At 70.6% G+C, this 23,549-nt stretch carries 16 protein-coding genes and 3 pseudogenes; 8 read left to right on the top strand and 11 right to left on the bottom strand.

The features are described from left to right. Positions 1 to 119: 119 nt before the first annotated feature. Positions 120 to 866: a hypothetical protein gene (locus Phou_RS50430; protein WP_246274887.1), complete on the bottom strand. Its 747-nt coding sequence runs from the start codon at positions 864 to 866 to the stop codon at positions 120 to 122. A gap of 206 nt (positions 867 to 1,072) precedes the next feature. On the opposite strand from Phou_RS50430, the gene Phou_RS50435 reads away from it, so the two are divergent. After that, the gene (locus tag Phou_RS50435; protein ID WP_173072116.1) at positions 1,073 to 2,497 is read left to right on the top strand and encodes a DEAD/DEAH box helicase; all 1,425 of its coding nucleotides are present in this window, start codon (positions 1,073 to 1,075) and stop codon (positions 2,495 to 2,497) included. A 56-nt stretch (positions 2,498 to 2,553) separates the two neighbouring features. Here Phou_RS50435 and Phou_RS50440 read toward each other — a convergent pair. Beyond that, positions 2,554 to 3,227, bottom strand: a pseudogene (locus tag Phou_RS50440) (DivIVA domain-containing protein). A gap of 346 nt (positions 3,228 to 3,573) precedes the next feature. Between Phou_RS50440 and Phou_RS50450 the strand changes: the two are divergent. Continuing rightward, positions 3,574 to 4,050 (top strand): ricin-type beta-trefoil lectin domain protein, encoded by a 477-nt coding sequence (locus Phou_RS50450; RefSeq protein WP_173072120.1) that lies wholly within the window; start codon positions 3,574 to 3,576, stop codon positions 4,048 to 4,050. Positions 4,051 to 4,148: 98 nt separating this feature from the next. Here the strand turns inward: Phou_RS50450 and Phou_RS50455 are convergent, their stop codons facing one another. Continuing rightward, complete coding sequence (locus tag Phou_RS50455; RefSeq protein WP_173072122.1) at positions 4,149 to 7,217, bottom strand: AfsR/SARP family transcriptional regulator; 3,069 nt, start codon at positions 7,215 to 7,217, stop codon at positions 4,149 to 4,151. Between the two features lie 249 nt (positions 7,218 to 7,466). On the opposite strand from Phou_RS50455, the gene Phou_RS50460 reads away from it, so the two are divergent. After that, positions 7,467 to 7,934, top strand: a complete 468-nt coding sequence (locus Phou_RS50460; protein ID WP_173072124.1) for a hypothetical protein — start codon at positions 7,467 to 7,469, stop codon at positions 7,932 to 7,934. A gap of 106 nt (positions 7,935 to 8,040) precedes the next feature. On the opposite strand, the gene Phou_RS50465 is transcribed toward Phou_RS50460, so the two are convergent. Further along, the gene (locus Phou_RS50465; protein ID WP_173072126.1) at positions 8,041 to 9,363 is read right to left on the bottom strand and encodes a glycosyltransferase; all 1,323 of its coding nucleotides are present in this window, start codon (positions 9,361 to 9,363) and stop codon (positions 8,041 to 8,043) included. A gap of 83 nt (positions 9,364 to 9,446) precedes the next feature. Here Phou_RS50465 and Phou_RS50470 point away from each other — a divergent pair, with 83 nt between their 5' ends. Further along, positions 9,447 to 10,082 carry a TetR/AcrR family transcriptional regulator gene (locus Phou_RS50470; protein ID WP_173072128.1) on the top strand — a complete coding sequence of 212 codons (636 nt, stop codon included), beginning with the start codon at positions 9,447 to 9,449 and terminating at the stop codon, positions 10,080 to 10,082. Positions 10,083 to 10,222: 140 nt separating this feature from the next. Here the strand turns inward: Phou_RS50470 and Phou_RS50475 are convergent, their stop codons facing one another. The 4 genes and pseudogenes from Phou_RS50475 to Phou_RS50490 all read right to left on the bottom strand — a co-directional run bounded on the left by Phou_RS50475 (position 10,223) and on the right by Phou_RS50490 (position 14,531). After that, positions 10,223 to 10,882, bottom strand: coding sequence for a response regulator (locus tag Phou_RS50475; protein ID WP_173072130.1), 660 nt, complete (start codon positions 10,880 to 10,882; stop codon positions 10,223 to 10,225). Further along, on the bottom strand, positions 10,879 to 12,036 hold the full coding sequence (locus tag Phou_RS50480) for a sensor histidine kinase (RefSeq protein ID WP_173072132.1): 1,158 nt from the start codon (positions 12,034 to 12,036) through the stop codon (positions 10,879 to 10,881). The genes Phou_RS50475 and Phou_RS50480 overlap by 4 nt, the downstream gene beginning before the upstream one ends. After that, a pseudogene (locus Phou_RS50485) lies at positions 12,033 to 12,868 on the bottom strand (CPBP family intramembrane glutamic endopeptidase). The gene Phou_RS50480 and the pseudogene Phou_RS50485 overlap by 4 nt, the downstream one beginning before the upstream one ends. A gap of 166 nt (positions 12,869 to 13,034) precedes the next feature. Continuing rightward, complete coding sequence (locus Phou_RS50490) at positions 13,035 to 14,531, bottom strand: flavin monoamine oxidase family protein (RefSeq protein ID WP_173072134.1); 1,497 nt, start codon at positions 14,529 to 14,531, stop codon at positions 13,035 to 13,037. 441 nt (positions 14,532 to 14,972) lie between these two features. Here Phou_RS50490 and Phou_RS50495 point away from each other — a divergent pair, with 441 nt between their 5' ends. After that, positions 14,973 to 15,629 (top strand): GNAT family N-acetyltransferase, encoded by a 657-nt coding sequence (locus tag Phou_RS50495; protein ID WP_173072136.1) that lies wholly within the window; start codon positions 14,973 to 14,975, stop codon positions 15,627 to 15,629. On the opposite strand, the gene Phou_RS50500 is transcribed toward Phou_RS50495, so the two are convergent. Then, positions 15,626 to 16,483, bottom strand: coding sequence for a hypothetical protein (locus Phou_RS50500; RefSeq protein ID WP_173072138.1), 858 nt, complete (start codon positions 16,481 to 16,483; stop codon positions 15,626 to 15,628). The genes Phou_RS50495 and Phou_RS50500 overlap by 4 nt on opposite strands. A gap of 1,758 nt (positions 16,484 to 18,241) precedes the next feature. On the opposite strand from Phou_RS50500, the pseudogene Phou_RS56135 reads away from it, so the two are divergent. Next, positions 18,242 to 18,439: pseudogene (locus Phou_RS56135) on the top strand (tetratricopeptide repeat protein); the annotation flags it as partial. Positions 18,440 to 19,224: 785 nt separating this feature from the next. Continuing rightward, positions 19,225 to 19,683, top strand: coding sequence for a bacterial transcriptional activator domain-containing protein (locus Phou_RS55995; RefSeq protein ID WP_371872298.1), 459 nt, complete (start codon positions 19,225 to 19,227; stop codon positions 19,681 to 19,683). Between the two features lie 38 nt (positions 19,684 to 19,721). On the opposite strand, the gene Phou_RS50510 is transcribed toward Phou_RS55995, so the two are convergent. Then, entirely contained in the window at positions 19,722 to 20,150 is a 429-nt protein-coding gene (locus Phou_RS50510; RefSeq protein WP_173072142.1) for a hypothetical protein, read from the bottom strand. Between the two features lie 258 nt (positions 20,151 to 20,408). On the opposite strand from Phou_RS50510, the gene Phou_RS50515 reads away from it, so the two are divergent. Beyond that, complete coding sequence (locus Phou_RS50515) at positions 20,409 to 21,377, top strand: glycoside hydrolase family 6 protein (protein ID WP_173072145.1); 969 nt, start codon at positions 20,409 to 20,411, stop codon at positions 21,375 to 21,377. Between the two features lie 67 nt (positions 21,378 to 21,444). Here the strand turns inward: Phou_RS50515 and Phou_RS50520 are convergent, their stop codons facing one another. Continuing rightward, positions 21,445 to 21,741, bottom strand: coding sequence for a hypothetical protein (locus Phou_RS50520; protein WP_173072147.1), 297 nt, complete (start codon positions 21,739 to 21,741; stop codon positions 21,445 to 21,447). Between the last annotated feature and the right edge of the window lie 1,808 nt (positions 21,742 to 23,549).

The raw sequence follows: 23,549 nt of genomic DNA on the forward strand, positions 1-23,549 counted from the left end.
CTTCGACAGCACCGGCCGATTCATACAGCTCCGGCTGTGTCCGGTAACGAAACGCCAATCCACCCGGCTGGAATCGAATACGGCCGAAGACGGGCCCGGATTGGCTGGATCAGCTCGCGCTATATCACCAGGGTGTCGAACCGGCCTTCCCGGCGGCGGACGTGCCCACGCCATCCCGCTACCAGCGCGATGAAAGTCCAGCCGCTGCCGCCCAGAACCAGTGACCCCAGCTTGGCGGTGGAGTCGACCCGATCGGCCTCCTTGAGCGCGATCACACCGTTCGGATCGGTGAGAACGGTCAGGGTGTCGCCGATCTCGTAGTCGGGGGCGCTGCCTCGATAGATCAGCGGCTCGCCGAGCGGCCCATCGTCACCCTCGAGCGTGAACGTGTGCCGCTTACCGGCGACCTCAGCGTCGACGACGGTTACCTGCTGACGGACGCCGCGATTCTCCAGAGCCAGGTCGGGGGCGAGTTCCACCGACCCGACAAGCACGAACAGGCCGGGAATGAACGACAGCAACGACAGCCACATCGCTCGGTGCAGCAAACGTACGACGATCATGAAGGCCAGGCAGAAGGCGACTCCCGTCACGATCGAAATGACCTTCGACCCCACCGCGGCGTACGCGATCGCGGTATTGAGCGCGATGAAAGCCAGGCCAAGCAGCACCACCAGCGCCGTCCTGGTGGCCGACTTGCCCGCCGGCCAGGCTCCCGCCCAGCGGGTGGAACCAGCCGGCGGCGCCGCGGCTGGACCGGATCCGTACGAACCGAACCTGGCCGGAGGCGTTCGGGTGAATCGCTGGTCGGCCTCTCGTCCTCCGTCCGGCTGGATCCGGTCTGGTGGGGCGGGTTCGGAACGCATGACCAAGATCATAACGGTGGCCGACACCCAACTTGAGCGTGCCTGGAGGCCATGGAGGCGCGCGGGCCGTACGGACCCGGTGCCGCTCCAGTAGGCTAGGGGTACTGCTCCACCGTTCTGCCCTGGCCGCGTTCGACTCCGGGCCACCAGCGTGCACGGCCGCCGGCCTGCGCCGGGCAGCTCATTCTTCAACGTTCGGAGACTTCATGGCGGTACGCCGCCCCCGTTCCACCGCACCTTCAACCGCCTTCGGCGAGCTGGGCGTACCCGCCGCGCTCGTCGAGGCCCTGGCCGCCGTCGGCGTGACAACGCCGTTCCCGATCCAGGCGGCGACGCTGCCCGATGCCCTCGCCGGGCGCGATGTGCTCGGCCGGGGACGTACCGGGTCAGGCAAGACCTATGCGTTCGCGGTGCCGCTGCTGGCCCGGTTGGCGGCGCGCCCCGCGTCGCGCCGTCCGGGGCGGCCCCGAGCGCTGATCCTCGCGCCGACCCGCGAGCTCGCCACACAGATCGAGGCGTCGATCGCACCGCTGGCGGCGGCCGTCAAGCTGCGCACGCTGACGGTGTTCGGCGGGGTGGCCGCGGACCGTCAGATCGCCGGGCTGCGTTCCGGTGTGGACGTTCTCGTCGCGTGTCCGGGCCGGCTTCTCGACCACATCGAGAACGGTCACGTCAGTCTCGACGCGGTCGAGGCTACGGTGCTCGACGAGGCCGACCACATGGCCGACCTCGGCTTCCTGCCGGTCGTCCGGCGGCTGCTGGACCAAACGCCGCGGCGCGCTCAGCGGCTGCTCTTCTCGGCCACGCTCGACGCCGGCATCGACGTCCTGGTCCGGCGGTACCTCGTCGATCCGGTCACCCACAACGTCGACGCCGCGTCGGCGCCGGCGGCTGTGCCGCACCACGTGTTGCACGTCACCCATCAGGAGCGGCTGTCCGTGCTGGTCGACCTGGCCGCCGCTCCGGGCCGCACGCTGGTCTTCGCGCGCACCAAGCGGCGGGCGAAGACACTCACCCGTCAGCTCGTCGAGGCAGGTGTGCCGGCCATCGAGCTGCACGGCAACCTCGGGCAGAGTGCGCGGAGCCGCAACCTGACGGCCTTCGCCGCGGGCAGCGCGACCACCCTGGTGGCGACGGACATCGCCGCCCGCGGCATCCATGTCGACGACGTCGCGCTCGTCGTTCATGCCGACCCACCGGCCGAGTACAAGGCATACCTGCACCGCTCCGGCCGGACCGCCCGGGCCGGTGCGACTGGCACGGTCGTCACTCTCATGACCGACGACCAGATCGACGGGGTACGCCAACTCGCCCGGCAGGCTGGCATCACTCCGACCACCACACGGCTCCGGCCTGGGCACCCGCTCCTCGCTCAGATCGCCCCCGGCCCGCGCACGTTGGTCGCCCCGCCAGCCGCCGAGCCCGCAAAGGCCACCGGTCGCGGCCGGTCCCGGGCATCTGCCGCTCCCAAGACGACCAGCCAACGCCGCAAGACCGGTTCCCAAGCGGCGGGCAGCGCGCGCGGCAGCCGGCACACCGCCACGCCAGCCGCGCGGCAGGTGTCCAGTGCAGCCGCCTTCTCCGCCGGAAGCCGCGCCGGTACCACCCGTCGCGGTGGCCGGCCTCGATAGGCCCGGTTCCACCTGGCGGGACGGACCGGACGGACCGTGTAGCCGCTATCGGACCGTCAGGGTTTGACCTCGTCGGTTTCGCCGACATCGCGCAGGTGGCTCTCCACGTGCGCCGTCAGTCGCGACCGGTACTCCCGCCCGAATGCCTCAAGGTCCTCGATCTGGTGCTGGGCCGCGACGCGCTCCGCCTCCAGGCCGCTCATCGCCTCGTTGTGGCGCTGTCGTGCATCCCGCTCCAAGGCATCGGCGTTGGTCAGTGCATCGCCGGTAATCTGCTGCGCCGCCGAGCGGGCGTCGGACAACACGTCGTGGGCCTCGCGCTGGGCTTCGCCGAGGTGGGTGTCGGCGGTGCGCTCTGCCATGGTCAACACCTGAGATGCCTGCTCACGGTCGGGGACGGCCACTGCGCCGCTCTGCGCGCGTGCCCGCTCTAGCTCGGCCTGGATCGCGCGGGCTGCCCGTTCCGCAGATGCCCTTTCCCGGTGAACGCGGTCGAGTTGGGCGGTCAACTCGTCCAAGGCGGTGGCCAGCTGTTGGTCGGGGCCGTGCCAGCCTGTGCGCGGTCGTGCGCCATCAGGTTGCGCAGGTCGTTGTTCGCCTCGATCAGGCGGATGAGCTCCTGTTCGAGCTCGTCCAAGAAGGCATCGACGTGTTCCTCGTCGTAGCCGCGCTTGCCGATGGAGGGCTTTTTGAAAGCGATGTTGTGAATGTCGGCCGGAGTGAGCGCCATCAGGCTCCTTGGGTTGGTGCGGCCCGCGCGTCGACTGGTCACCGTTTCTTCCATGATCACGCCGCACCACGAGCCGTAAGCACGACAGAACCCAGGTCACGGCCGACACTACCAAGCCTTCCGCCTTGCTAGCGCGCCGAGAAGCATCCGGGGGCGTCTCGGCCGTGCGGGAACGATGCAGGATCGATGAAGGCGTGGCGCAGGATCCGAACCGACGAGGTACGCACCGGGTGCGAAACCCCGTCCATTTCCGGACACCGGCCGAAGGAGAAGCATGCTCTCGACGTCACGCTTACGTCGCCTGGTGAAGCGTCCAGGACGGCTCATCGCTATCGCCACCGCCGTGGTGACCGGCGGCGCGTTGGTCGCCGTCCCGTCGGTGGCCTCCGCCGCCACGTACAACACCTACTACATCCAGAACGCGGCCACCGGTCAATGCCTGGAGCCGAGGAACAACCCCGCGTCCAACAACATCATTACGAAAGTGTGCGGCTCATACGATTCCTGGTCCTTCAACGGCAACCTGATCGCCGACGCGTTGCAGGTAAACTGCCTCACCCTCAACACGGTCCCTGGTGGCGTGAGCCTGCGTATGACCGGCTGCCGCCCGCAGGATCCCGAACCGCGGCGGCGGTGGGCGTTCACGAACTTCGATGGGAGCCCGACCCAGATCCTCAGCGCCGCCACGGGCTGCGCGCTGCTGGACTCCGACATCCCCGGTGACACGGCCTTCTGCGTGCGCGCCGACAGCGGCAACTCCCATCAACGGTGGCGGATCGTCTTCGCGGGAACCATCGAGATCCCGGACAACCCGACCGGGTGACCTCGGCACGCGTCCGGTGTCGACAGCGGTTCCGGCGACACCGGACGCGGAGGCCTCGTCGAATCCGGCCGGCCACCACCTGCGCTGAACCGGCGCCGTCAGCTGGCTTTTATGATCGACCGAACCTGGCCCAACCGGCCGCGGATGGCCGGCACGGTGGTTTCCTCCTCGTCGGTGTGGTCGACGCCCAGGCGGGTGAGGATGGCCAGTGCATCCTCCCAGTGGCGGCGGGCCTGCTCGTGCAGGTTGAGGGCGCTGTGTGCGGACGCGAGCCCGTCGTGCGCGCGCGCCTGGTCGGCGGGCTGCCCCAGCTCGCGACAGAGCGCGAGAGCCCGGCCGTGGTACGCGATGGCGGCATCGGGTTGGCCGGTGGCGTGCCGCAGCCGGCCCAGGCCGTGCCATGCCTCGAACTCGAAGTTGCGGTCGCCACTGTCGCGGGCCAGTGCGAGGAGTTCCTGGTAGTAGGCATCGGCCTGCTGGTGGCAGCCACGCCGCCGGTGGATGTCGCCGAGGCCGGTCAGCGCGTTCAGCTCGCTTCGGCGTTGGCCGGCGGCGCGGGCGATCCGCAGCACGTGCTCGTAGTGCTCGACAGCCAGCGTGTACCGACCCTGCAACCGATGGATGTCGCCGAGAGCGGCCAACGCGTCCAGTTCGCCGGCGCGGTGGCCGGTGGCCTTGGCGATCCGCAACACCTGCCGGTAGTGCTCGGCAGCCTGCTCGGGCTGGCCTTGCCGCCGATGGATGTCGCCGAGGCTGCCCAGCGCGGTCAGCTCGCCGAGGCGATGGCCGATGGCACGGGCGATTCCCAACGCCTGCTCGTAGTGTTCGGCGGCCTGCCGGGGGCGGCCCTGCAGCCGGTGGATGTGGCCCAGGCCGGTCAGCGCGGTCAGCTCGCCGGCGTGGTGGCCTGTGGCCCGAGCGATCCGCAGTACCTCACTGAAGTCGTCGGCGGCCTCCGCATGTCGGCCCTGCAGCCGCCGGATGTCGCCGAGGCCGGTCAACGCGTCCACCTCGTCGGCGCGGCTGCCGGTGGCGAGGGCGGTGGCCAGGGTTTGCTGGTGGAGCGTCTCGGCGTCGTGGTAGCGGCCACGGGTGCGCATGTGTCGATGCAGGATGCCGGACAGGTGCCGGACGTGGTCAGCGTGGTGGTGCTGGCCGGCATGCCGCACGGCGGCCAGAAGGTTGCCGTGTTCGGTGTCCAACCACTGCAGCGCCGCCGCCGCGGTGGACAGGTCGGGACAGGGAGTGCGCGCCGCTGGGACCGGCGGCCGGTGCTCACGCTCGGCCGGGTACGCCGCGTTCATGGCCAGCGCGGCGACGTGCCGGTAGTAGTCCAGCAGGCGGCTGATCGCCGCTTGCGCGGTGTACTCGGTCAGGCTGCCGGTGGCCGCGTGCGCGCGCGTCAGGTCGTGAAACCCGTACCGGCCTGGGGTCGGCTCCTGCAGCAAGTGGGCATCGAGGAGCCGGTCGAGCGTCCGGCCGGCGAGCCGCAGGGTGACGTTCAGCAGGGCGGCCGCGGCATACCGATCGAGGTCGGGTCCGGGGTGGCGGCCGAGGAGCCGGTACGCCTGCTGCTGGTCGACGTCGAGGTGGCGGATGGACAGGTCGAGGGTGGCGGTGACACTGCGCTGCCCGACCTCCAGTTCGGTCAGCCGGTGCTGCTGGTCGCGTAGCCGCTCCACCAGATGACTCAGCGACCACGTGGGGTGAGAGCGCAAGCGGGCGGCCGCGATGCGGATCGCCAGCGGCAGCTGGCCGCACCTTTGCACAAGCTCGATCAGTAGATCGGGTGGCTGCTCAGAAAGCTGGTCCGGGCCGGCGATGCGGGTGAACAAGGTGACCGCGTCGGAAACGGGAAGGGTGTCGAGTGACAGCGTGTAGGTGGGATCAAGTCCGGGCAGCCGGTGCCGGCTGGTGACCAGCACCATGCTGCCCGGAGCGCCGGGTAGTAGCGGCTGCACCTGGGTCTCGGCGGCGGCGTTGTCCAGCACGATCAGCATCCGCTTGTCGGCGAGCCGCGTCCGGTACAGCGCGGCCCGTTCCTCCAGACCGGCCGGAATCTGCGCCGCCGGGATGCCGAGCGCCCGCAGCGCGTGGTCGAGTGCCGCCCCCGAGTCGACCGGCTCCACCCCGCACGTGTATCCGTGCAGGTCGACGAAGAGCTGCCCGTCCGGGTAACGCTCGGCGATGCGGTGGGCGACGTGGACCGCCAGGGCGGTCTTGCCGATCCCGGCCATCCCATCGATCGCGCCGATCGCCATGGCGGAGCCGTCGTGTACCCGATCCAGCGCGGCCACCTCCCGGATCCGACCGGTGAACATCCGCGGCGGCGCCGGCAGCTGCCGCGGGACGCTCCGGGGTGCCGTCGTGGCGGCGGGTGGTGCGGCGCTGGTCGGTGCGGCGGCCCGGACCGGCGGCGGCGGGAAGGCATCGCCGCGCAGGATGGCCTGGTACAGCTGCTGCAGGTCATGGCCCGGGTCGATGCCGAGCTCGTCGGCGAGCAGCCGCCTGGTGCGGGTGTAAACATCAAGGGCCTCGGCGGTACGGCCGATGCTGTGCAGGACGCGCGTCAGCTCCACGGCCAAGGGCTCGACCAGGGGGTGCTGTGCGACCAACTCGGTCAGCGGTCCAATCACCGTGGCCGGATCGCCGACGCCGTTTTCAGCCCGCGCCCACAACACGACGGCGTCCAGGTACTCCTGCTGCCACGCGGCACGGGTCCGGGCCGCCCACTGTCCCGGTAGGCCGGCCAGCGGTTCGCCGTGCCACAGCCCGATCGCCTCACACAGCCGGGCCGCGCGGTCCTGGTCCGGGCTGTCCGGGGCCCGCGCCTGGACGACCAGCCGCCGGAACTGATGCAGGTCAACCTGAGCGGGGTCGATGTCGAGCAGGTAACCCCCGGACCGGCGGACCAACGGCACGGTGGCACCGGCCGTCGTGCCAGCCGGAGTGAGCAGCCGCCGGAGCCGGGTGATGTGCACATGCAAGGTACGGCGGGCGCCCGCCGAGGCGGTTTCCCACACCCGATCGATCAACATCTGGGTGGACGTCAACCTGCCGGCCTCGACGAGCAGAATCGCCAACACGAGCCGCTGTTGTGGCCTCCCGAGCGGGATCGCCTGATCGCCCGCACGGGCCTCGACCGGGCCCAGCACCCGAAACTCCATGACGCGCCCCCGCAGTCGACGTCTGACAGCGCGGCCCCGCGCTGCCCCAACCAGCACGGATCCACGCCCAGCTATGAGTGTAGGGCGGCGGCGCGGCGGTGGTCGGTCGCGGCGTTAACAGCCCGTTAGGAATTCACGCCACCGTCGATGTGCAGGCTGGGAATCGCGCGGCGGACATCGACAGATCTATAACCCGCGCGTGTACCACGATCTGCCCTTTTCCCTCGCCGAACAGGAAGGACGCTGACGATGTCGATCACACCGCCACGCAGAAAATTCGCCGGAAGGTCCGTGCGCGCCAAAGTGCTGTTCACCGCGACCATCGCGATGATCCTCGCGCTTCCGGCGCCGGCCGCTGTCGCGGCCACTGATGATCAGGTCACCACGGGATCCCCGACGGTTGGCGCGTCCGAAGTCCCGATCCGGGTCAGCGACGCCAGCCGCTTCGGAACGCAGGTGATCTACGACGTCGGTTGCTGGACGACATTCCGGCCGCCGGCCCCGGGCGGAGCGCCGATGACGCACTACTACGCGAACTGCGCGAACACCTGGGACATCGTCTGCCCGGCCGTCTACGTCAACGGTGTCCCGACGGTCTATGACAGGGCATGGCAGGTCGTGGGCCCGTACCCCGGCGTGGCCGACGACACCAACACCGCCGTGTGGTACTACGGGGCGACCATCCCGAACGGCATTTACACCACCGTTTTCTGTTGACCCGGTAAATTCGCGGCGCGGACCTTGTCGGGTCCGCGCCGGATTGCGCCTGACGACCTCGACCGGACCAGCAGAGTCGTCGTCCCGAGTCACGCCGCGGGGCCGGTCACGGTCGCGGCAACATTGATCGTTGGCGGGTGACGTCGGAGAGTTCGGCTTGGATCAAGGCCTCGGTGTCGCGGCTGGCGTATTCGGCGGCGAGTGCGCGGGCCCGCTGCCGGTAGGTGGGGTTCCGCAGGATGGTCTCGACGGCCGAGGCGAGGGCTGGCGTCGTGGGGGTGCCGGTGCGCAGGTTGATGCCGGCGCCGCTGGCCGCGACGCGGCCGGCGACTTCGAGCTTGTCCTCGGTGTCGCCGGCGACGACCAGAGGGATGCCGTGGGCGAGCATGAGTTGGGTTCCGCCGAATCCGCCGTTGGTGATCGCCAGGTCGACGTGGGGCAGCAGGTCGGCGTAGGGCACGTAGGTGGCCGCGCGGGCGTTGGCCGGTAGCACGCCGGAGAGCTGCGCCGGATCGGGTCCGCCGGTGGTGACCACGACGAAGACGTCTTTGTCGGCGAGAGCGTGCAGGGCGGGGCCGATCACGCGGTTCAGGTCTGAGGTGTCCACGGTGCCCTGGGTGACGTGGACTACCGGGCGGCCGGTGCCGCGGGCGGCGAGTAGCTCGTGCCACCAGGGTGGAGGTTTCTGGTTACGGATCGCGTCGTGCGCCGGTGGCGGGCCGACGAACCGCACCTGGCTGGGCAGGTCACTGCGCGGGTATTCGAAGCCGCGCACGCTGAGCTGGAGGATGCGGTCGGCCAGCCGCGGCCAGTCGAGGAAGAACGCCGGCGAGTGGGGCAGATCCATGGCGCGCAGTGTCCGGTTGAGGCGCCGCTGGTTCGGGCCGAACACGGCCCGGCGCACGAGGAGGTTCAGCAGCCGGTTGCGGACCCGGCCGGCGGCGCTCGACGAAGGGGGCAGGCCGAGGCCGAACGGTGCCGTGTCCCGGCTGGACAGGGTCAGCACGGTTATCCCGACGCTGACCACCGGCGGGCGCCGCGGTCGCGGATCCACCAGTAGTGGCAGCACGCCGAGAAAGCCGGTCTCGGCGAGCACGGCGTCGACCGGCTCGGCGTCGAGCAGCGCCCGCAACGCGTCGGCCTGCGCCCGTACCGGTTTGACGAAGGTGTGCTGCACGTCGAAGGTCAACTTGCGCAGGCCGGAGCGCGTGGTCCGGCCGGGGAACGCGGCGTCCATGTCGCGGGCGTCGTAGTCGGCCGACGCCGGCAGGGCGACGTGCTGCCCGCCCGTCGCCGCGATCGCGTCGTGGAACAGCGCTCCGGTCAGGAAACGCACCCGGTGGCCGGCCCGTACGAGTGTGGCGGCGATGTTGGCCATCGGTGCGACGTGCCCGTGCACCGGAGTGCTGGCGAGCAGATACCGGGCCATGGGGGATCCTTCCGGCCGCGAAGAGAATTTCGCTACAGTGGCACTGTAATTCAATACATCGATACTGTAGGTAAACTGTCGCCATGCCGACACGCGCGTACCACTCTCCGACCCGCGAGGCGCGGTCCAGCGCGACCCGTCACAAGGTGGTGGTCGCGGCACAAGAGTGTTTCGAGGAGCGCGGTTACGTCGCCACGACGATGCGCGCCATCGCGCAGCGGGCACAGGTCTCGGTCGAGACCGTGCACCTGACCGCCGCGAAGCGCGATCTGCTGTTGGCGGCGTTCACCCTTGTCGTCACCGGCGAGGATGGACCGGGTCGGCTGCTGGAGCGTCCCGAGCCGAAGGCCATCCTCGACGACCCGGACCCGGTACGCCGGCTGCGGCGCTTGGCCGACTTCGTTACGGCACTCAACACCCGGGTAATGCCACTGTGGAGGGTGTTCGAGCAGGCGGCCGCCGCCGACGCTCAGATCGGCGTCGAGTACGCGGACCTGATCACGCGAATGCGCAGCGAAATCCGTGACGTCCTGACGATGCTCGCCGAGCGCGGCGACCTCCGCGATGACCGACCCATCGACGAGCTGGCCGACCTGCTCTGGCTGCTGGCGCTACCCGACCAGCATTTTCGGCTCTGCGAGCAGGCCGGTTGGACCCTTGAGCGATACACGGCATGGCTCGCCGAGAGCATGCTAGACCTGCTCTTGGGCGACCGGTGAGCCGCAGTGATCATCGAGGGACTTGCTTTCGGCGGTGCGCCAGCTGCGCCTTCAGCGGGCGGCGCCCTGCCTCTCCGACGAGAAACGGGCTCGGTAAGGGTCGTGCTGCTCGTGCACACGAACACCGTGAGAAGGGCCGCTCAAGTCACCAGGCCGCGGCGGTACGCGTACACCACGGCCTGCACCCGGTCGCGTAGGTCGAGCTTGGTGAGGATGCGGGACACGTACGTCTTTACCGTTTCCTGGCTGATCACGAGGGCCGCGGCGATTTCGCTGTTTGACAGGCCCTCCGCGATGAGCCGGAGCACCTCCAGCTCGCGCGGGGTCAGCGCGCCGCTGTCCGGGTCGCCTTCGGCGGGGCGGATGCGCGCCGCGTACCTGCCCACCAGCTGCCGGGTTACCTCCGGGGCCAGCAGCGCGGCGCCCGTCGCGACCGTGCGGATGCCGTTGAGCAGCTGCGCCGGTGGGGCGTCCTTGAGCAGGAAGCCGCTGGCGCCGGCGCGCAGCGCCTCGTATACGTACTCGTCGAGGTTGAACGTGGTCACCACGAGGACCTTTACCGGCTCGGGGACGCCGGCGCCGGCCAGCAGGCGGGTCGCCTCGATGCCGTCGAGCACCGGCATCCGAACGTCCATCACCACCACGTCCGGCCGGAGCCGGGCGGCCAAGCCCACCGCCGCGCGTCCGTCGCCGCACTCGCCGACGATCTGCATGTCCGGCTGGGCGTCGATGATCGTCGCGAAGCCGGCGCGGATCAGCTCTTGGTCGTCGCAGACCAGCACCCGGATCGGCGTGGTCACGACGGGTCTCCGGCCGGGATCCGGGCCCGCACGAGAAAGCCGCCGCCGGTCTGCGCGCCGGCGCTGAAGTCGCCACCGAGGACTTTGACCCGCTCGCGAAGCCCGGTGAGGCCGCGCCCGCTGCCGCCGGGCGACGCGCTGCCGGATCCGGAGCCGTCGGTGCTGATCTCCACGGTCGTCTGCCCTTCCCCGTGGTGAACGTGAACCCTGGTCCGGCTGCCGTGCGCGTACTTCAGCGCGTTCGTCAGCGCCTCCTGCACCACCCGGTACGCGGCCACCTCGGCGCTGCCGGTGGCCGCCGTCGGCGTACCCTCCCGGACGAACTCGACCGGCTGCCCGGCCTGCCGGGTCTGGTCGACGAGGGCGTCGAGGTCGCCGACGGAGGGCGTACGCGGGTCGCCTGTGCTGTGGTCCGGGTTGAGCAGGTCGAGCAGCTGCCGCAGGTCGCCGACGGCCCGGCGGCCGGTGCCGGTGATCGCGGTCAAGGTCTGGTCCAGCTTGTCCGGGGTGCCCGTCAGGTAGCGCGCCGCCTCGGCCTGCACGACCATCGCCGTCACGTGGTGTGTGACGACGTCGTGCAGCTCCCGGGCGATGCGTGCGCGCTCCGCCGCACGGGTGGCCTCCTCGACATGGCGGCGGCGTTCCGCCTCGGCGGCACGGTTCTGGCGCAGCCACGCCCCGATGCCCCACGCGAGCGCCAGCATCAGGTAGAAGGTGATGAACCCGGAGATGCCCTCACCGGAGCCGAGCCGGTCGAGGGAGATCGCCAGGGGCACGTACGCCGCCGAGGCGAGACCCGCGACGAGCCAGCGGCGCCGTTCCAGGTGGGCGCCGGCGCTGATGAGCGCAATGGCCAGTCCCGTGCCCGCGACGGTGTGGTAGCTGCGGAGCTGGTCGATCGCGAATCCGAGCGACACCAGCGCGAGGCAGGCGGCCGGCCACCGACGGCGCACGGCCAACGGCAGGCACTCCAAGGCGACGACACCGACGGTCAGCGCGTCGTACGGGCGGTCCGGGAGGTCGCCGAGCTGCGTACCCTGCCGCTCCAGGGCCGGGACCACCGCCGCGAGGGCGAGGGCCAGGGCCAACGGGAGATCCCGGACTGTGATCGGCCACTGCCGCCACAGATCCGGGAGCCTCCGGAGCCTGCTCACTGGGAGACTGTAGCCGTTGCCGGAACCTGCGCCGTGCGGCGGCGGCGCGGGACGATGTGCCCGCGGCGCTTGGCCAGCCACAGGAACACCGCGGTCAGCACCACGCCGGCCAGCACCGCGTACAGGCTGCCCTCCGGCCCGAAGGCGCCACCGCTCAGCGCGACCGGCCCCGACGTCGAGGCGTCGAGTAGCCCTTTCGACTCGCCGTTACCCGAGACCGCGACGCTGAAGATGCCGCCGGCGGCGAAGTTCCAGCCCAAGTGCAGGCCGATCGGGATCCAAAGGTTCCGGGTGGCGGCGTAACAGGCGGCCAGCATGAACCCGGCCTCGATCGCGATGGCGGTCGCACCCCACAGGGTGGCGTCCGGGTTCGCCAGGTGCATCGCGCCGAACACGACGCCGGTCAGGGCCAGAGCGATCCAGGTGCCCGTACGCTCCTCGATGATCCGGAACAGCACCCCCGGAACAGCAGCTCCTCCGCGACCGCGACGGCCGCCATGAACCCGAGCAGACCGAGCGCTCCCATCGGCGAGCCCCAACCCTCGACGTGGTAACCGCCGAGGAAGGCGATGTTGGCGATGACGGCCGCGAACATGGCCAAGCCGATGAGCGTCCCGCGGCTCAGCTTCCCGCCCCAGCCGTCCCGACTGAGCTCGGTAGGTTCGCGGCGCTCAGTGCGACGCACGACCCACCGGTAGACGACCACGCCCAGCACGGCCGTCACAGCGCCGATCACCAGGGTGAGGAAGAAACTGCCCTCGACGGCGGCGAGGCCCTGCCCGCCGACGAGGGCGACGGCGCCGACGGCGAGAAGCTGTTTGACGAATCGCATGATGACTCCTTCGCAGACCGCGACCGGAGCGCCGCGGACACGAAAGGAACCTATGGATTTCCGCCGCCACAATCGTCACCGTGCGGTGGACACCTGCGGGTAGCTCGCACGGGGGACAAGACCCCTCTCGACGCGTCGGCGGTTTCCTGGCGCAACCGGCGATAGCTCACCGCGTGAGGAGGCCTGCGGCCCTGCGGGGTTCGCCGTCCGCGTGGAGGATTTCGCCGACGACACGTTCGGCTGATTCCAGCGCCCCGTTCATCCAGGCCATCCACAGCGACGTGTGCTCGCCGGCGAAGTGGACGCGGCCCTCGACCTGGCGCATCGCGGGGAACATCCAGCGCAGCTCGCCGGGCTGTGCCCAGGCCGTGACGCCGCCGGCCCAGGGGTCCTCCTGCCATGCCTTGTGCGCGATGCCGACGATCTGGCCGCGGATGCCGGGTAGCAGCTGCCGGAGGAGGTTGCCCATGGCGGTTACGCGGGCGTGGCCGTGTCGGGCGAACTCGAGTGCTTCGGTGTCGAGCATGTAGGCGTGGATCATGCCCAGGTGCGGGTCTGTCTGCTGTGAGCTTGTGTTCCATACGCGGCCGGCCATGGTGTCGGTGCCGACGAGGTTCAAGCCACCCAGTGGACCGAGCGGGTCGCGTTCCCAGAAGCGGTTGCGGGTTTGGAAGTGGCAGCGTGCGGCGGCCAGGTACCGGAGCCGGTGGATCGCCGCCATCTTGTCGGGTGAGAAGGGGGTGGCAATGTTGACGCGGCGCAGCGGCGCGAACGGCAGCGCGCACACGCAGCGGTCGGCGCGGATCTGGTGCAGGCCGCCGCGGTCGCGGTAGCCGACCGTCACGCCGGTGCGGTCCTGGGCGATCCTTAAGACCTCGCTGCGGTACCGCACGCGGTCGCCGAGGGCGGCGGCCATGGCGTAGGGGAGGCGGTCGTTGCCGCCGCGGATGCTGCCGAGGAAGGTTCCGGTGGTGAGGCTCTCGCTGGCGAACCCGGCGGCGGCGTTGACCCGCCCGATGCGGCCCTCCTGCGCGTAGAACCATTCGCGCCAGGTGGCGGACGCGCCCTGCGATCGCAGGTGTCCGGCGAACGTCGTCGCGTCGAGCTCAAGCGCTGACGGAAACGCGGCGGGCCAGCCCGGATCGAAGACGTCGCCGAGCTTGGCGAAGCCGGAGTTCAGGTAGTCGCCGAACCGCGCGGCCGGGTCCGGCTGCTCGCCCGGGGCGAAACCGGAAAGCGGCCACGGCTCGCCGGGCCGTGGCGGCAGAAACCGCCTGCCCTGCAGGTGGAAGGCGCGCGCACCGGTGTCGTACGGCGTCAGGTCGAGGCCGAACTGGCGCACGTACCGCAGCGTGTACTCGTGTGACTCGAAGATCCGGATCGCGCCCAGCTCGGCGTGGCCGCCGCGCCGGAAGCCCTCACGCACCGTCTGGACGCGACCGCCCGGGCGGCCCTGAGCCTCCAGCACGATCACGTCGTAGCCGTGACGCACGAGGTTGTAGGCGGCACCCAGCCCGGCCAGCCCGGCACCCAGCACGACGACGCGCTTCGCGGCACCACGGCCGCTCGCGCTCGCGGCAGCGCCGTCGACCGAGTGGGTCAGTCCAAGCGCGCCCACGGCCGCGGAACCCTTCAGCAACGCACGCCGGTCCAGTCGATTCATCGGGTCGCTCCCGCGTGTCCAGTAGGGATCGTGTGTACCCATGACGGCAACGGTGACCCCGCGACAGCCACGACCGCATCGGGAGATCGCCCATGGACCGACGGTGTAGAGCCTTAGCGGTAAGCCGGCGGTCCTTAGCACCACGCTGTCGGCACTTCGGGACTCCCGCCCGGGCACACTGCCGGCGGCTACGCGGTAGCCGCAACCGGTGGAGTCGCGCGCCGGGTTGGACATGGCCTCGGCCGACGAGGTGGAAGCCCTCTACGCGGGCGCGGCCCACCACCCCGACATGGTCTTCAACGTGCCGCGGGATCACCGCGCTTGAACGCGTCTCTGCCGTACTCCTTGCGGTATCCCACCGCCTCTCAAGCGGAGCTGCCCTCCTTACCAGGTCGCGCATGACAGGATTTCTACCGCTGTCAATCGAAGTGATGAGGGGCTATGGCTACGATTCGTCTGTACCGCGAAACGGACCTTGAAGAAGTGCGTCGAATTTGCGTGCGCACCGCCAACTCCGGGCAGGATTCCACCCCGATGACGGAGATGCCAGACCTGGTTCCCGACATTTTCCTGGTGCCGTACACGGTCCACGACCCCGATTTATGTTTTGTCGTTGAGGAGGACGGCCGTGCGGTTGGCTACATCGTCGGCTGCGCGGACACGGTGAGTTTCGCGACCTGGTTTCGCGACGAGTGGGCCCCGCAGGCGGGTCGCAAGTACCCGCAGCCGATCGAGTCGCCGAAAACCTGGGACGAGATGTGGGTCTACTGTCTGCACTTCAACTCGTACCCGCGCATGGTCATGCCAGGAATCGAGGGCTATCCGTCCCACCTGCACATCGACCTCGCACCGGAGTACCACCGGATGGGTTTGGGCCGGGAACTGATGTTGACCTACCTCGACGCTCTGAAGGCCGCCGGTGTCCCCGGCGTGCACGCTTGCGTCTCGGCAAAGAATCCCGGCGGGCTCAAGTACTACGAGGGCATGGGTTTCACGCCCATCGACGTGCCCGACCCCGCGCCGGTGGTGTGGCTGGGCCGTTCCACCGACACCAGGGACCTGACCGAGCCCAAGGTGGCCGCTGGCACGACCGACTAGCCCGCGGTCGTACCGTCTCGCAGTAGGGCGAACGGTGCGTCGGTGGGGACGCCGTCCGGCGTGCGGCAGGCGACCACGACGAGCCCGCCGGACCCGGCGTGGTCCCGGGCCGTGCATCGGTGGTTTCCCGGGCCGAAGGCGGTCACCGTCGCGGCGCCGGCGCGCGCGTCGAGGCCGGGCAGGCGGACGAGGTACTCGCCGGTGCCGACCCGTTCCACCGTGTTGCGCGCGCCGGTGGCGTTGTACTGGAACGCGAGGTCCGGCTGGTAGAAGGGCGCGGTCGGCCGGGTGGCCCGAAGGTAGGCGCTCGGTGCGCCGGGCGGCGGCGGTGGCTGGCCCGGCGCCGTCAGCCCGAGGTGGGCGTAGGTCAGCGCGAAGGTCGCGTTCGCGGCGACGCCCGCCGGCGTCCCGCCCAGCGTGGGAGAGGCGGTGAGGGTCAGGGAACCGGTACTGAAGCAGGCCACCTCGACATCCGTACCGGGGACGTCCCGGTCCTCGATCGCCCGGACTGCGGTGACGCCGCAGTAGGCGCCGTTCGCCTCGGTGATCACCGCGACGCCGTTCGCGCCGAGGCCCGGAAGCCACACGGTGTATCGCCCGGTGCCGGTGCGTATCACGTAGTCGACGTACCCGGTGGAGTCGGTGGAGCCCGGCCCGGCCGCGTACCACGCGTGCGCGGGATGTGCCGCCACGTCGTTGACCACGTACGCATGCCCGTACGGCGAGCTGCCGATCATCTTCACGCCCTGCGGGGGCACGGGCGGCAACGCCGCCGCCGCGGGCGCGGCGCCCCAGAGGGTGGCCAGCGTCGCTGTGACAGCCAGGGCAGCCGTGGTCACCTGTCGTCGAGTCATCGTCGTGGTCCTCCCGTGCCGATGCGAGGGCATTCGGTTCTGTCGACATCAAGACGCACGCTGGCGCCGGCCCGGCGGTGCGGCGAGCCTTTGTGGACAGGATGGCCGCGCCCATCAAGGTGGGATCAAAGCAGCTTCAAACCGGTCGCCGCGGCGCCCGAGCACCTGGGAGGCGGATATATGCCGGCCCTGGCGACCAACCCGCTCGCCGGCCGGGTCACGATCGTCCTGGCCGCCGCGGGCTACGGCAAGACCCGTGCGGTACGCGCGTGGCTCGGCGCCACCCGAGCCACCTGGCACAACGGCACCGACCTCACCGGCGGGATGGCCGCACGCGACGGCGATCGGGTAACGGTGGTCGACGACCTGCATCTGGCGTCCGCTGACACGCTGGCGGCGTGGCTGGCGCCGGCGCTGGCGGCGGGTTCCCGCCTGATCCTGCTCACCCGCAGCCCGGTGCCCAGGGCCGTGCTGAGGTCTTTTCCCGAGGCGGCCACCGAGGTGGGGCCCGCCCTGCTCGCGCTGACACCGGAACGGACCGCCCGGCTGTTGCGACGCCGCTACGGCCTGGCCGACCCCGACCTGGCCGCGCGGGTGCACCGGCTGACCGGGGGCTGGCCGGCGCTCATCCATCACGTGGCCGCGGCGCTCGCGGCCGACCCCGCTCTCGCCGACGCCGGTGGGCCCAGCCAGGAGACGCTCGCCGCACCGGGCACGCCGGTCGCCGGCTATCTCGGCGTGGAGGTACTGGACGCCCTGCCTACGGCCAGGCGCCGGCTGCTCGCCGACGCCGCCGGGCTCGGATACATCTGTACCGAGCTCGCCGCCGAGCTCGGCCACCCTCGGCCCGAGCAGGCGGTCGGGGAGCTCGCCCGGGCCGGCCTCTTCACGTCACCGACCCCAGGCGACCCGTGGTTCCGTCCGGTACCGATGGTCGCCGCGGTGGTGGGCATGGGCGGGAGGCGTTCGGCCGGCCGGTCCGCGCGGGTGCTGGCCGTCGCCGCCGACTGGCACGGCCGCAACAACCGTCCGGTCGAGGCGCTGCGGCTGCGGCTGGCCGCCGGCGACCACGCCGGGTGTGTGTCCATTGTGGCTGGACACGGTGCGGAGCTGCTCGCCGCGGGGGCAGCCGCCGACGTGGTCGCGGCCGCGCGTGCCCTACCGCCGAAGCTCCGCGACGACCGGATCGAGCTGCTGCGCGCCGAGGGTCTGGAGATCATCGGGGACCAGGCCGGCGCGGTCGCGGTCTATGCCGCGCTCGCCGGCGACGCCGAGCGGATCCCGCCGGCCATCGCCTGGCGGTACGGCGTCGCTGTCTACCTGTGGGGCGATCCGCGCCAGGCGCTCGGCATCCTGCGGCGCGGCGCCCTCGCCCGCGAGGACACCGCGGACGAAGCACTGCTGCTGGCCTGGACGGCCGCGGCGTACTGGCTGGCCGGGGACGCGGCGCCCTGCCGGGACCGGGCCGCACGGGCGCACCGCGCCGCCGTCGCGGCCGGCGACGACCGGGCGCTGGCCACCGCACACGTGGCGTTGGCGCTGTGCGCGAACCTTGACGGCGACCCGGCGGCGCTGCGCACCCACTACGCGCGGGCGCTGGATCTTGCCGAGGCGGCCGGCGACGTCATACAGGCCATCCGGATCCGCGCGAACCTCGCCGCCGGAATGGAACGCGAGGCCCGCTTCACCGAAGCCCTGCAGATGGTACGCCCGGCGGTGGCGCTCGCCGAGCGCTGCGGCCACACCAGCATGCTCGCGATGTCGCTGTGCAACGAGGCCGCCCTGCTGCACCGGCTCGGCCACCTCGACGACGCGGTCGCGCGGCATCGACGGTCGGTGGAGCTTTACCAGCGGATCGGCTCCGACAAGGTCGCGTACCCGCTCAACGGACTCGGCGACATCCACCGGCAGCGCGGCCGGCGAAGCGAGGCGCGGGCCGCGTACGAGGAGGCGGTGCGGGCGGCGACCCGGGACGGCAACCGGCAGAGCCTGGTACCCGGGTTGGCTGGTTTGGCTCGGGTGATCGACGGTGATCCCGCGGCCGAGATCGCGGCGCGGGCGCTGGAGTCCGCGGTCGGACCGCAACGCACCGCGGCGCTCCTCGCCGCCGGCTGGGTCGCGGTGGGGTCCGGCGATCTGCGTGACGCGCAACAGCGGTCCTCGGCCGCGGCCGAGTCCGCGAGGTTCCACCGGGATCGCACCGGGCTGGCCGAGGCTCTGGAGCTCCGCGCGGCCGCCAGCGACCCGCATGAGGCCCGGCAGGCGCTCGTGGAGGCGCTGGCCATCTGGCGGAGCGCGGAGGCGGTACTGGATGTCGGACGGGTGAGCATCGCGCTCGCGGCGCTGCCCGGGGCGCACGCTGACGACCGGCTCGCCGCGCGGCTGGCCACCACCCGGCTCACCGCCGCGGGCGTCATGCTCCCCACGTCCCCGCCGGTGGCGGGCGGACCGGCCGAGGTGCGCATCCGCGTACTCGGCGGGTTCGCGGTGCTCATCGACGGCCAGCCCGTACCGACCTCGACCTGGCAGTCCCGCAAGGCCCGCGACCTGCTTCGTATCCTGATCGCCCGCCGGGGCCGTCCGGTGCCCCGGGAGGAGCTGGTCGAGCTGCTGTGGGGGAGGCGGCCGGCGACTCGGGCGTCGGCCACCGGCTGGCGGTGGCGCTGTCCACGGCGCGGGGTGTGCTCGACCCGCGCCGCAGCGCTCCATCGGACCACTTCATCGCCGCGGGCGGAGCCAACGTGCGGGCCAACCTCGACCGGCTCGACGTCGATGTCGAGGCGTTCTTCCGGGACGCGGCCGACGGCCTCCGGCTGCTCGCCGACGGCGCGGGCGACGACGCCCAGCTCGCGCTCGCCGCCGCGGACCGGCAGTACGCCGGCGACGTGTACGACGACGAGCCCTACGACGACTGGGCGCAGCCGCTGCGTGAACACGCCCGGGCGGTGCGCTTGGACGTCCTGCGCGCGCTGGCCGAGTTCCATCGGCGGCGCGGCGAGCTCGACGAGGCGGTGCGCTACCTGCGGCGGATCCTCGACGTCGAGGCGTACGACGAGCGCGCACACCGCACCCTCGTCGGCGTGCTCACCGACGACGGCCGGCACGGCGAGGCGCGGCGGGCGATGGCCCGGTACACCGCCGCGATGCGGGAGATCGGCCTGCCGACGCCGGTGACCCAGCCGTCCCCCACGCCGTTCTAGCACGGTGGGGACGCCCGGGTCACGGGTGCGGTCGGCCGCTACTTGGGCGGGTTGACCGTGATCTGGCAGTCCTTGCACCGGACCTTGATGATGATCTGGCACTGACCGGCGGGCCAGGGCCCAGTGGTGAGCTCGTCGAGCGTGAGGTCGAGGCCCGCACCGTCGATGAGACGCGTCATGGTGTAGCTGGGCACCTCGCGCCCGCCGTCGATGGCGATCGACAGGTCGCTGGCCGGCACGGACCTGCCCAGCGCGTTCTCCGCCCGTCGCTTGAGGTCGCGCAGGGTGAGCGTCGCCGGTGCGGCGTCGACCGCGGCCACCTCGACGTACACCTCCTCCGCCGGGACGGTGGTCACGCTCGCCGCCTGTCCCACCGTGGGTGCCACGACCAGCCCCACCAGCATCGCCAGCAGACCGAGCACGACCGCCGAGCCGAACCGGCGGTGCCTACCGTTGCCCTTGTTCACGGGGATTCTCCTTCCGCCGTCCCACCGCTTGCCGCGGCGGCGACTGCCCACGAGGTTCGGCGGTGACGTCATGGCGCCGTCAAACCCGATTCAAGGCGGGCGGCAGCAGGCTGGAAGCGGTCCCAGAAATCGTCGGCAGAGGCTCTGGTCCGAGAGCGGCTCCACTTGACATCCATCCCATTTTTACTGAGTATCGGACTCATATATATGGACGAACGTCACTGGAAGCGCTTCCGGTCATCTAGAGGAGACCTGCTCATGAAACGACGGACCCGTCCCTGGGTGCTTGCCGCCGCGGTGGCTTTGGCGGTCCCCACGGTCCTGCTCGGCGCACCGGCCGCCCACGCGGATCCGGTCAGCCAGACCAGCGGTTTCTATGTCAACCCCAACTCCAGCCCTGCGACGTGGGCGGCCGCCAACCCGGGTGACGGACGCGCCGCTGCCATCCGGACCCAGATCGCGCAGAAGCCGATGGCCAGCTGGTTCGGCAACTGGAGCGGCGACATCGCGGGCGCGGTCAGGGGCTACGTGGGAGCTGCGGACGCCGTTGACAAGCTTCCCCTCCTGGTGGCCTACAACCTTCCCGGCCGGGATGCGTGCGGCGGCCACTCCGGTGGTGGCGCCGGCAGCGTCGCCGCCTACGACGCGTGGATCGCCTCGTTCGCGTCCGCCGTCGGCAGCCGTCCCGCCGTGGTGGTCCTCGAGCCGGACTCCCTGGGTGACTTCAACTGCATGAGCCAGGCGCAGATCAACGACCGCGTGGGCATGCTTTCCCGCGCCGTCGGCCAGTTCCGGTCCAGGGCGTCCAACACCTGGGTGTACGTCGACGCCGGCAACCCCGGCTGGGTGGACGCCCAGACGATGGCGCAGCGACTCAACATGGCGGGCGTGGCCAACGCGCGCGGCTTCGCGCTCAACGTGTCGAACTACTTCACCACCGGCGAGAACACCAACTACGGAAACCAGGTGGCCTCCGCGCTGCAGAGGTTCGGGTACAGCAAGCCGTACGTGATCGACACCAGCCGCAACGGCAACGGCTCCAACGGCCAATGGTGCAACCCCGGCGGCCGCAGGATCGGCACGCCGAGCCGGCTGGGCGGCGGCGCGGAAATGCTGCTGTGGCTCAAGACGCCCGGCGAGTCCGACGGCAACTGCGGAGTCGGTGGCGGTTCCAGCGCGGGCCAGTTCCTGCCCGAGGTCGCCTACAAGATGATCTACGGCTACTAGCACAGCGGCGGAGATCGTGGGCTCGCCATCGCTGGCCTCGCCAGCGATGGCGCCCAGGTCCACGCGGTTACCCGGCGCGGCGGCTCCCCCGGTCGTTGCGCGGCCGGCGGCCCAGCAGCGCGGACAGTTCGCGGAGGGTGTGGCTGTCATGGTCGTCGAGTAGAGGGCTGGCGGTGTCGGTGGTGCGGAGCCGCTCCTTGGCGCGGCGGTCGGTGATGGCCGCGATCCAGGCGCGGCTGTCGATGCCGGCTTCGTCGACATGGTGTCTGGCCATGTGCCACACCTCGACGAACGTCGACCGCATCACGGCCCGGGCATCGAGCGCTCGCGGCAACGCCCGGATGGCGTCGCGCCAGACACGCATGGCCAGAAGGGTGTACAGCCGTCGAAACGCCACCCGGTCGCCGGCCGCGATCCGATCGACAAGCGCATGTAGACGATCGCTGGTGTTCGCTGTGGTGATGGCACGTGTCGGTGCTGCAGCGTTGAACATGTCCGCTCCCGGATGCGTCAGGTCTCATGTGGACGCGCCGCCGGGGACCGGAGCGGCAACCAACCAGCAGACAAACCGACGGCGAGGGCGCCGGCCGCCGCGTGGTCTGCGGTTCACCGGTGACGATACCCGGATGCGGTCGAGTGTTACGCCTTGTCGGCGACGAGTCCCTCGGTGGTGAGAAACAGCGCAGCGGGTTGAGGTCGTGGCGGCGCTGCTGCTGACCGGCGCGCTGACGAGTTTGGTCGCTTGTCGCCAAGACGGACTCGGCGCCGCGCGAGTAGTGGCGCGTGCCCGCTACGGTTAGGCCGTGACAAATTTAATCGTATTGGCCGTTTTTGTCGCCGCAATTGGCGCGGTTGTCGGTTACGTCGCCTGGCGCGACCGGCGTCGCCGAGGAATACACATTGACCCGTCCGTCAGCCGCGACGCGCTCACGCAGGCGCAGTGGCAGGCCGCTCAGGGTTATGCCGCGGACATTAGCCCGACCGGCACCCCCTCCCACGCCACCAGGCGAGAGCTTACGACCGGCACCACAGCTCGTAGACCCAATTCGAAACTGATCCGGGCTACCGCGATGTCCGTGGTGGTCCGGACCGTTGCTCCCGCGGCCTCACCCTCCGCGGTGGGCGAGCTCAACCCAAACCCCGGGGGTGCCGTTCAAATCGCCCCCTTGGCGGCCGACTCCGCCGGACCTGTCAGCTTTCTCGATCGGCATCGGCGACCACCCCTCGCTTGTGGACGGATTCGCTCACCTCGACCCCAAGCCGGTCCTTGCCGCGTCAGGGTGAGCCTTCTCAGAGCCCGACCCGAGTTAGCTGTGGGATGCCGCTATGCCCGCGGGTGCCGCCTCACCCTCCTTGGTCGCCCAGCTCAACCCAGGAGCCCGCTCCGGCAGATCTTGGCAAGTTAGCGTCGAAATAATGCGCCTCGACTTTCGGCGTTTCGTCGTCTGGAGTCCTTTCGCGGTCAGCCGCCTCACCCCGTGGTCGCCAGCTCAACCCAGGCGCCCGCTCCGGCAGATCTTGGCAAGTTAGCGTCGAAATAGCGCGCTAACTCACCAAGATTTCGACGCTCACCCCGCCTGCGCCTGATCGGCAGTCACAGACCGCGACGACGGTGCCGAACTGCGGGCGGACTTGCGCATTCCCGCCTCTAAAGGTCTGCAGAAGCACGGGCGGGGAAGATCGGACAGGTAGATCTTGCATCTTGCCTGGTCAGTGCCTTACCCCGTAAAAGCTGGCCACTGCGGCGCGGACACCGTGAGCTGGGAGGACACCGGAGGCTGTCGCCACGGCAAGCAATCCTTACTCCGAAAGTCGAGATGCGCCAACTCACCAAGATCTCGACTGCGGCGCCGCGTGCGTCCGACGGATGGTCGCTGACGGTAGTAGAGCCCTCCAAGACGGCGCCGCATCGTGGGCGGACTCGGCGCCGCGGTCCGTGACTGCCATTGGAGCAGGCCCGTGGGTTGAGCCTGGCGACCGCGCACGTTGAGGCCGCGGGAGCAACGGTCCGGACCACGACGGACATCGCGGCAGCTCACATCTCGTTCGGTTTGAACTTTCCAGAAAAGCTCACCCTGACCGTGAAGGATGCCTGGTTGGACACTCGTGCGGCGGCGCCGTCATGACTGACGCGTGATGCGGGCGCGAGCGGCCACGTTGGCATGGTCGATC

Source organism: Phytohabitans houttuyneae, from assembly GCF_011764425.1.
In the GTDB taxonomy this organism is placed as follows: Bacteria; Actinomycetota; Actinomycetes; order Mycobacteriales; family Micromonosporaceae; genus Phytohabitans; species Phytohabitans houttuyneae.

Bases quoted from the DNA above. Each gene is read 5' to 3' on its own strand.
- Phou_RS50430 (WP_246274887.1), bottom strand. From the start codon at position 866: ATGCGTTCCGAACCCGCCCCACCAGACCGGATCCAGCCGGACGGAGGA.
- Phou_RS50435 (WP_173072116.1), top strand. From the start codon at position 1,073: ATGGCGGTACGCCGCCCCCGTTCCACCGCACCTTCAACCGCCTTCGGC.
- Phou_RS50455 (WP_173072122.1), bottom strand. From the start codon at position 7,217: ATGGAGTTTCGGGTGCTGGGCCCGGTCGAGGCCCGTGCGGGCGATCAG.
- Phou_RS50460 (WP_173072124.1), top strand. From the start codon at position 7,467: ATGTCGATCACACCGCCACGCAGAAAATTCGCCGGAAGGTCCGTGCGC.
- Phou_RS50465 (WP_173072126.1), bottom strand. From the start codon at position 9,363: ATGGCCCGGTATCTGCTCGCCAGCACTCCGGTGCACGGGCACGTCGCA.
- Phou_RS50470 (WP_173072128.1), top strand. From the start codon at position 9,447: ATGCCGACACGCGCGTACCACTCTCCGACCCGCGAGGCGCGGTCCAGC.
- Phou_RS50490 (WP_173072134.1), bottom strand. From the start codon at position 14,531: ATGAATCGACTGGACCGGCGTGCGTTGCTGAAGGGTTCCGCGGCCGTG.
- Phou_RS50495 (WP_173072136.1), top strand. From the start codon at position 14,973: ATGGCTACGATTCGTCTGTACCGCGAAACGGACCTTGAAGAAGTGCGT.
- Phou_RS50500 (WP_173072138.1), bottom strand. From the start codon at position 16,483: ATGACTCGACGACAGGTGACCACGGCTGCCCTGGCTGTCACAGCGACG.
- Phou_RS50515 (WP_173072145.1), top strand. From the start codon at position 20,409: ATGAAACGACGGACCCGTCCCTGGGTGCTTGCCGCCGCGGTGGCTTTG.
- Phou_RS50520 (WP_173072147.1), bottom strand. From the start codon at position 21,741: ATGCGTGTCTGGCGCGACGCCATCCGGGCGTTGCCGCGAGCGCTCGAT.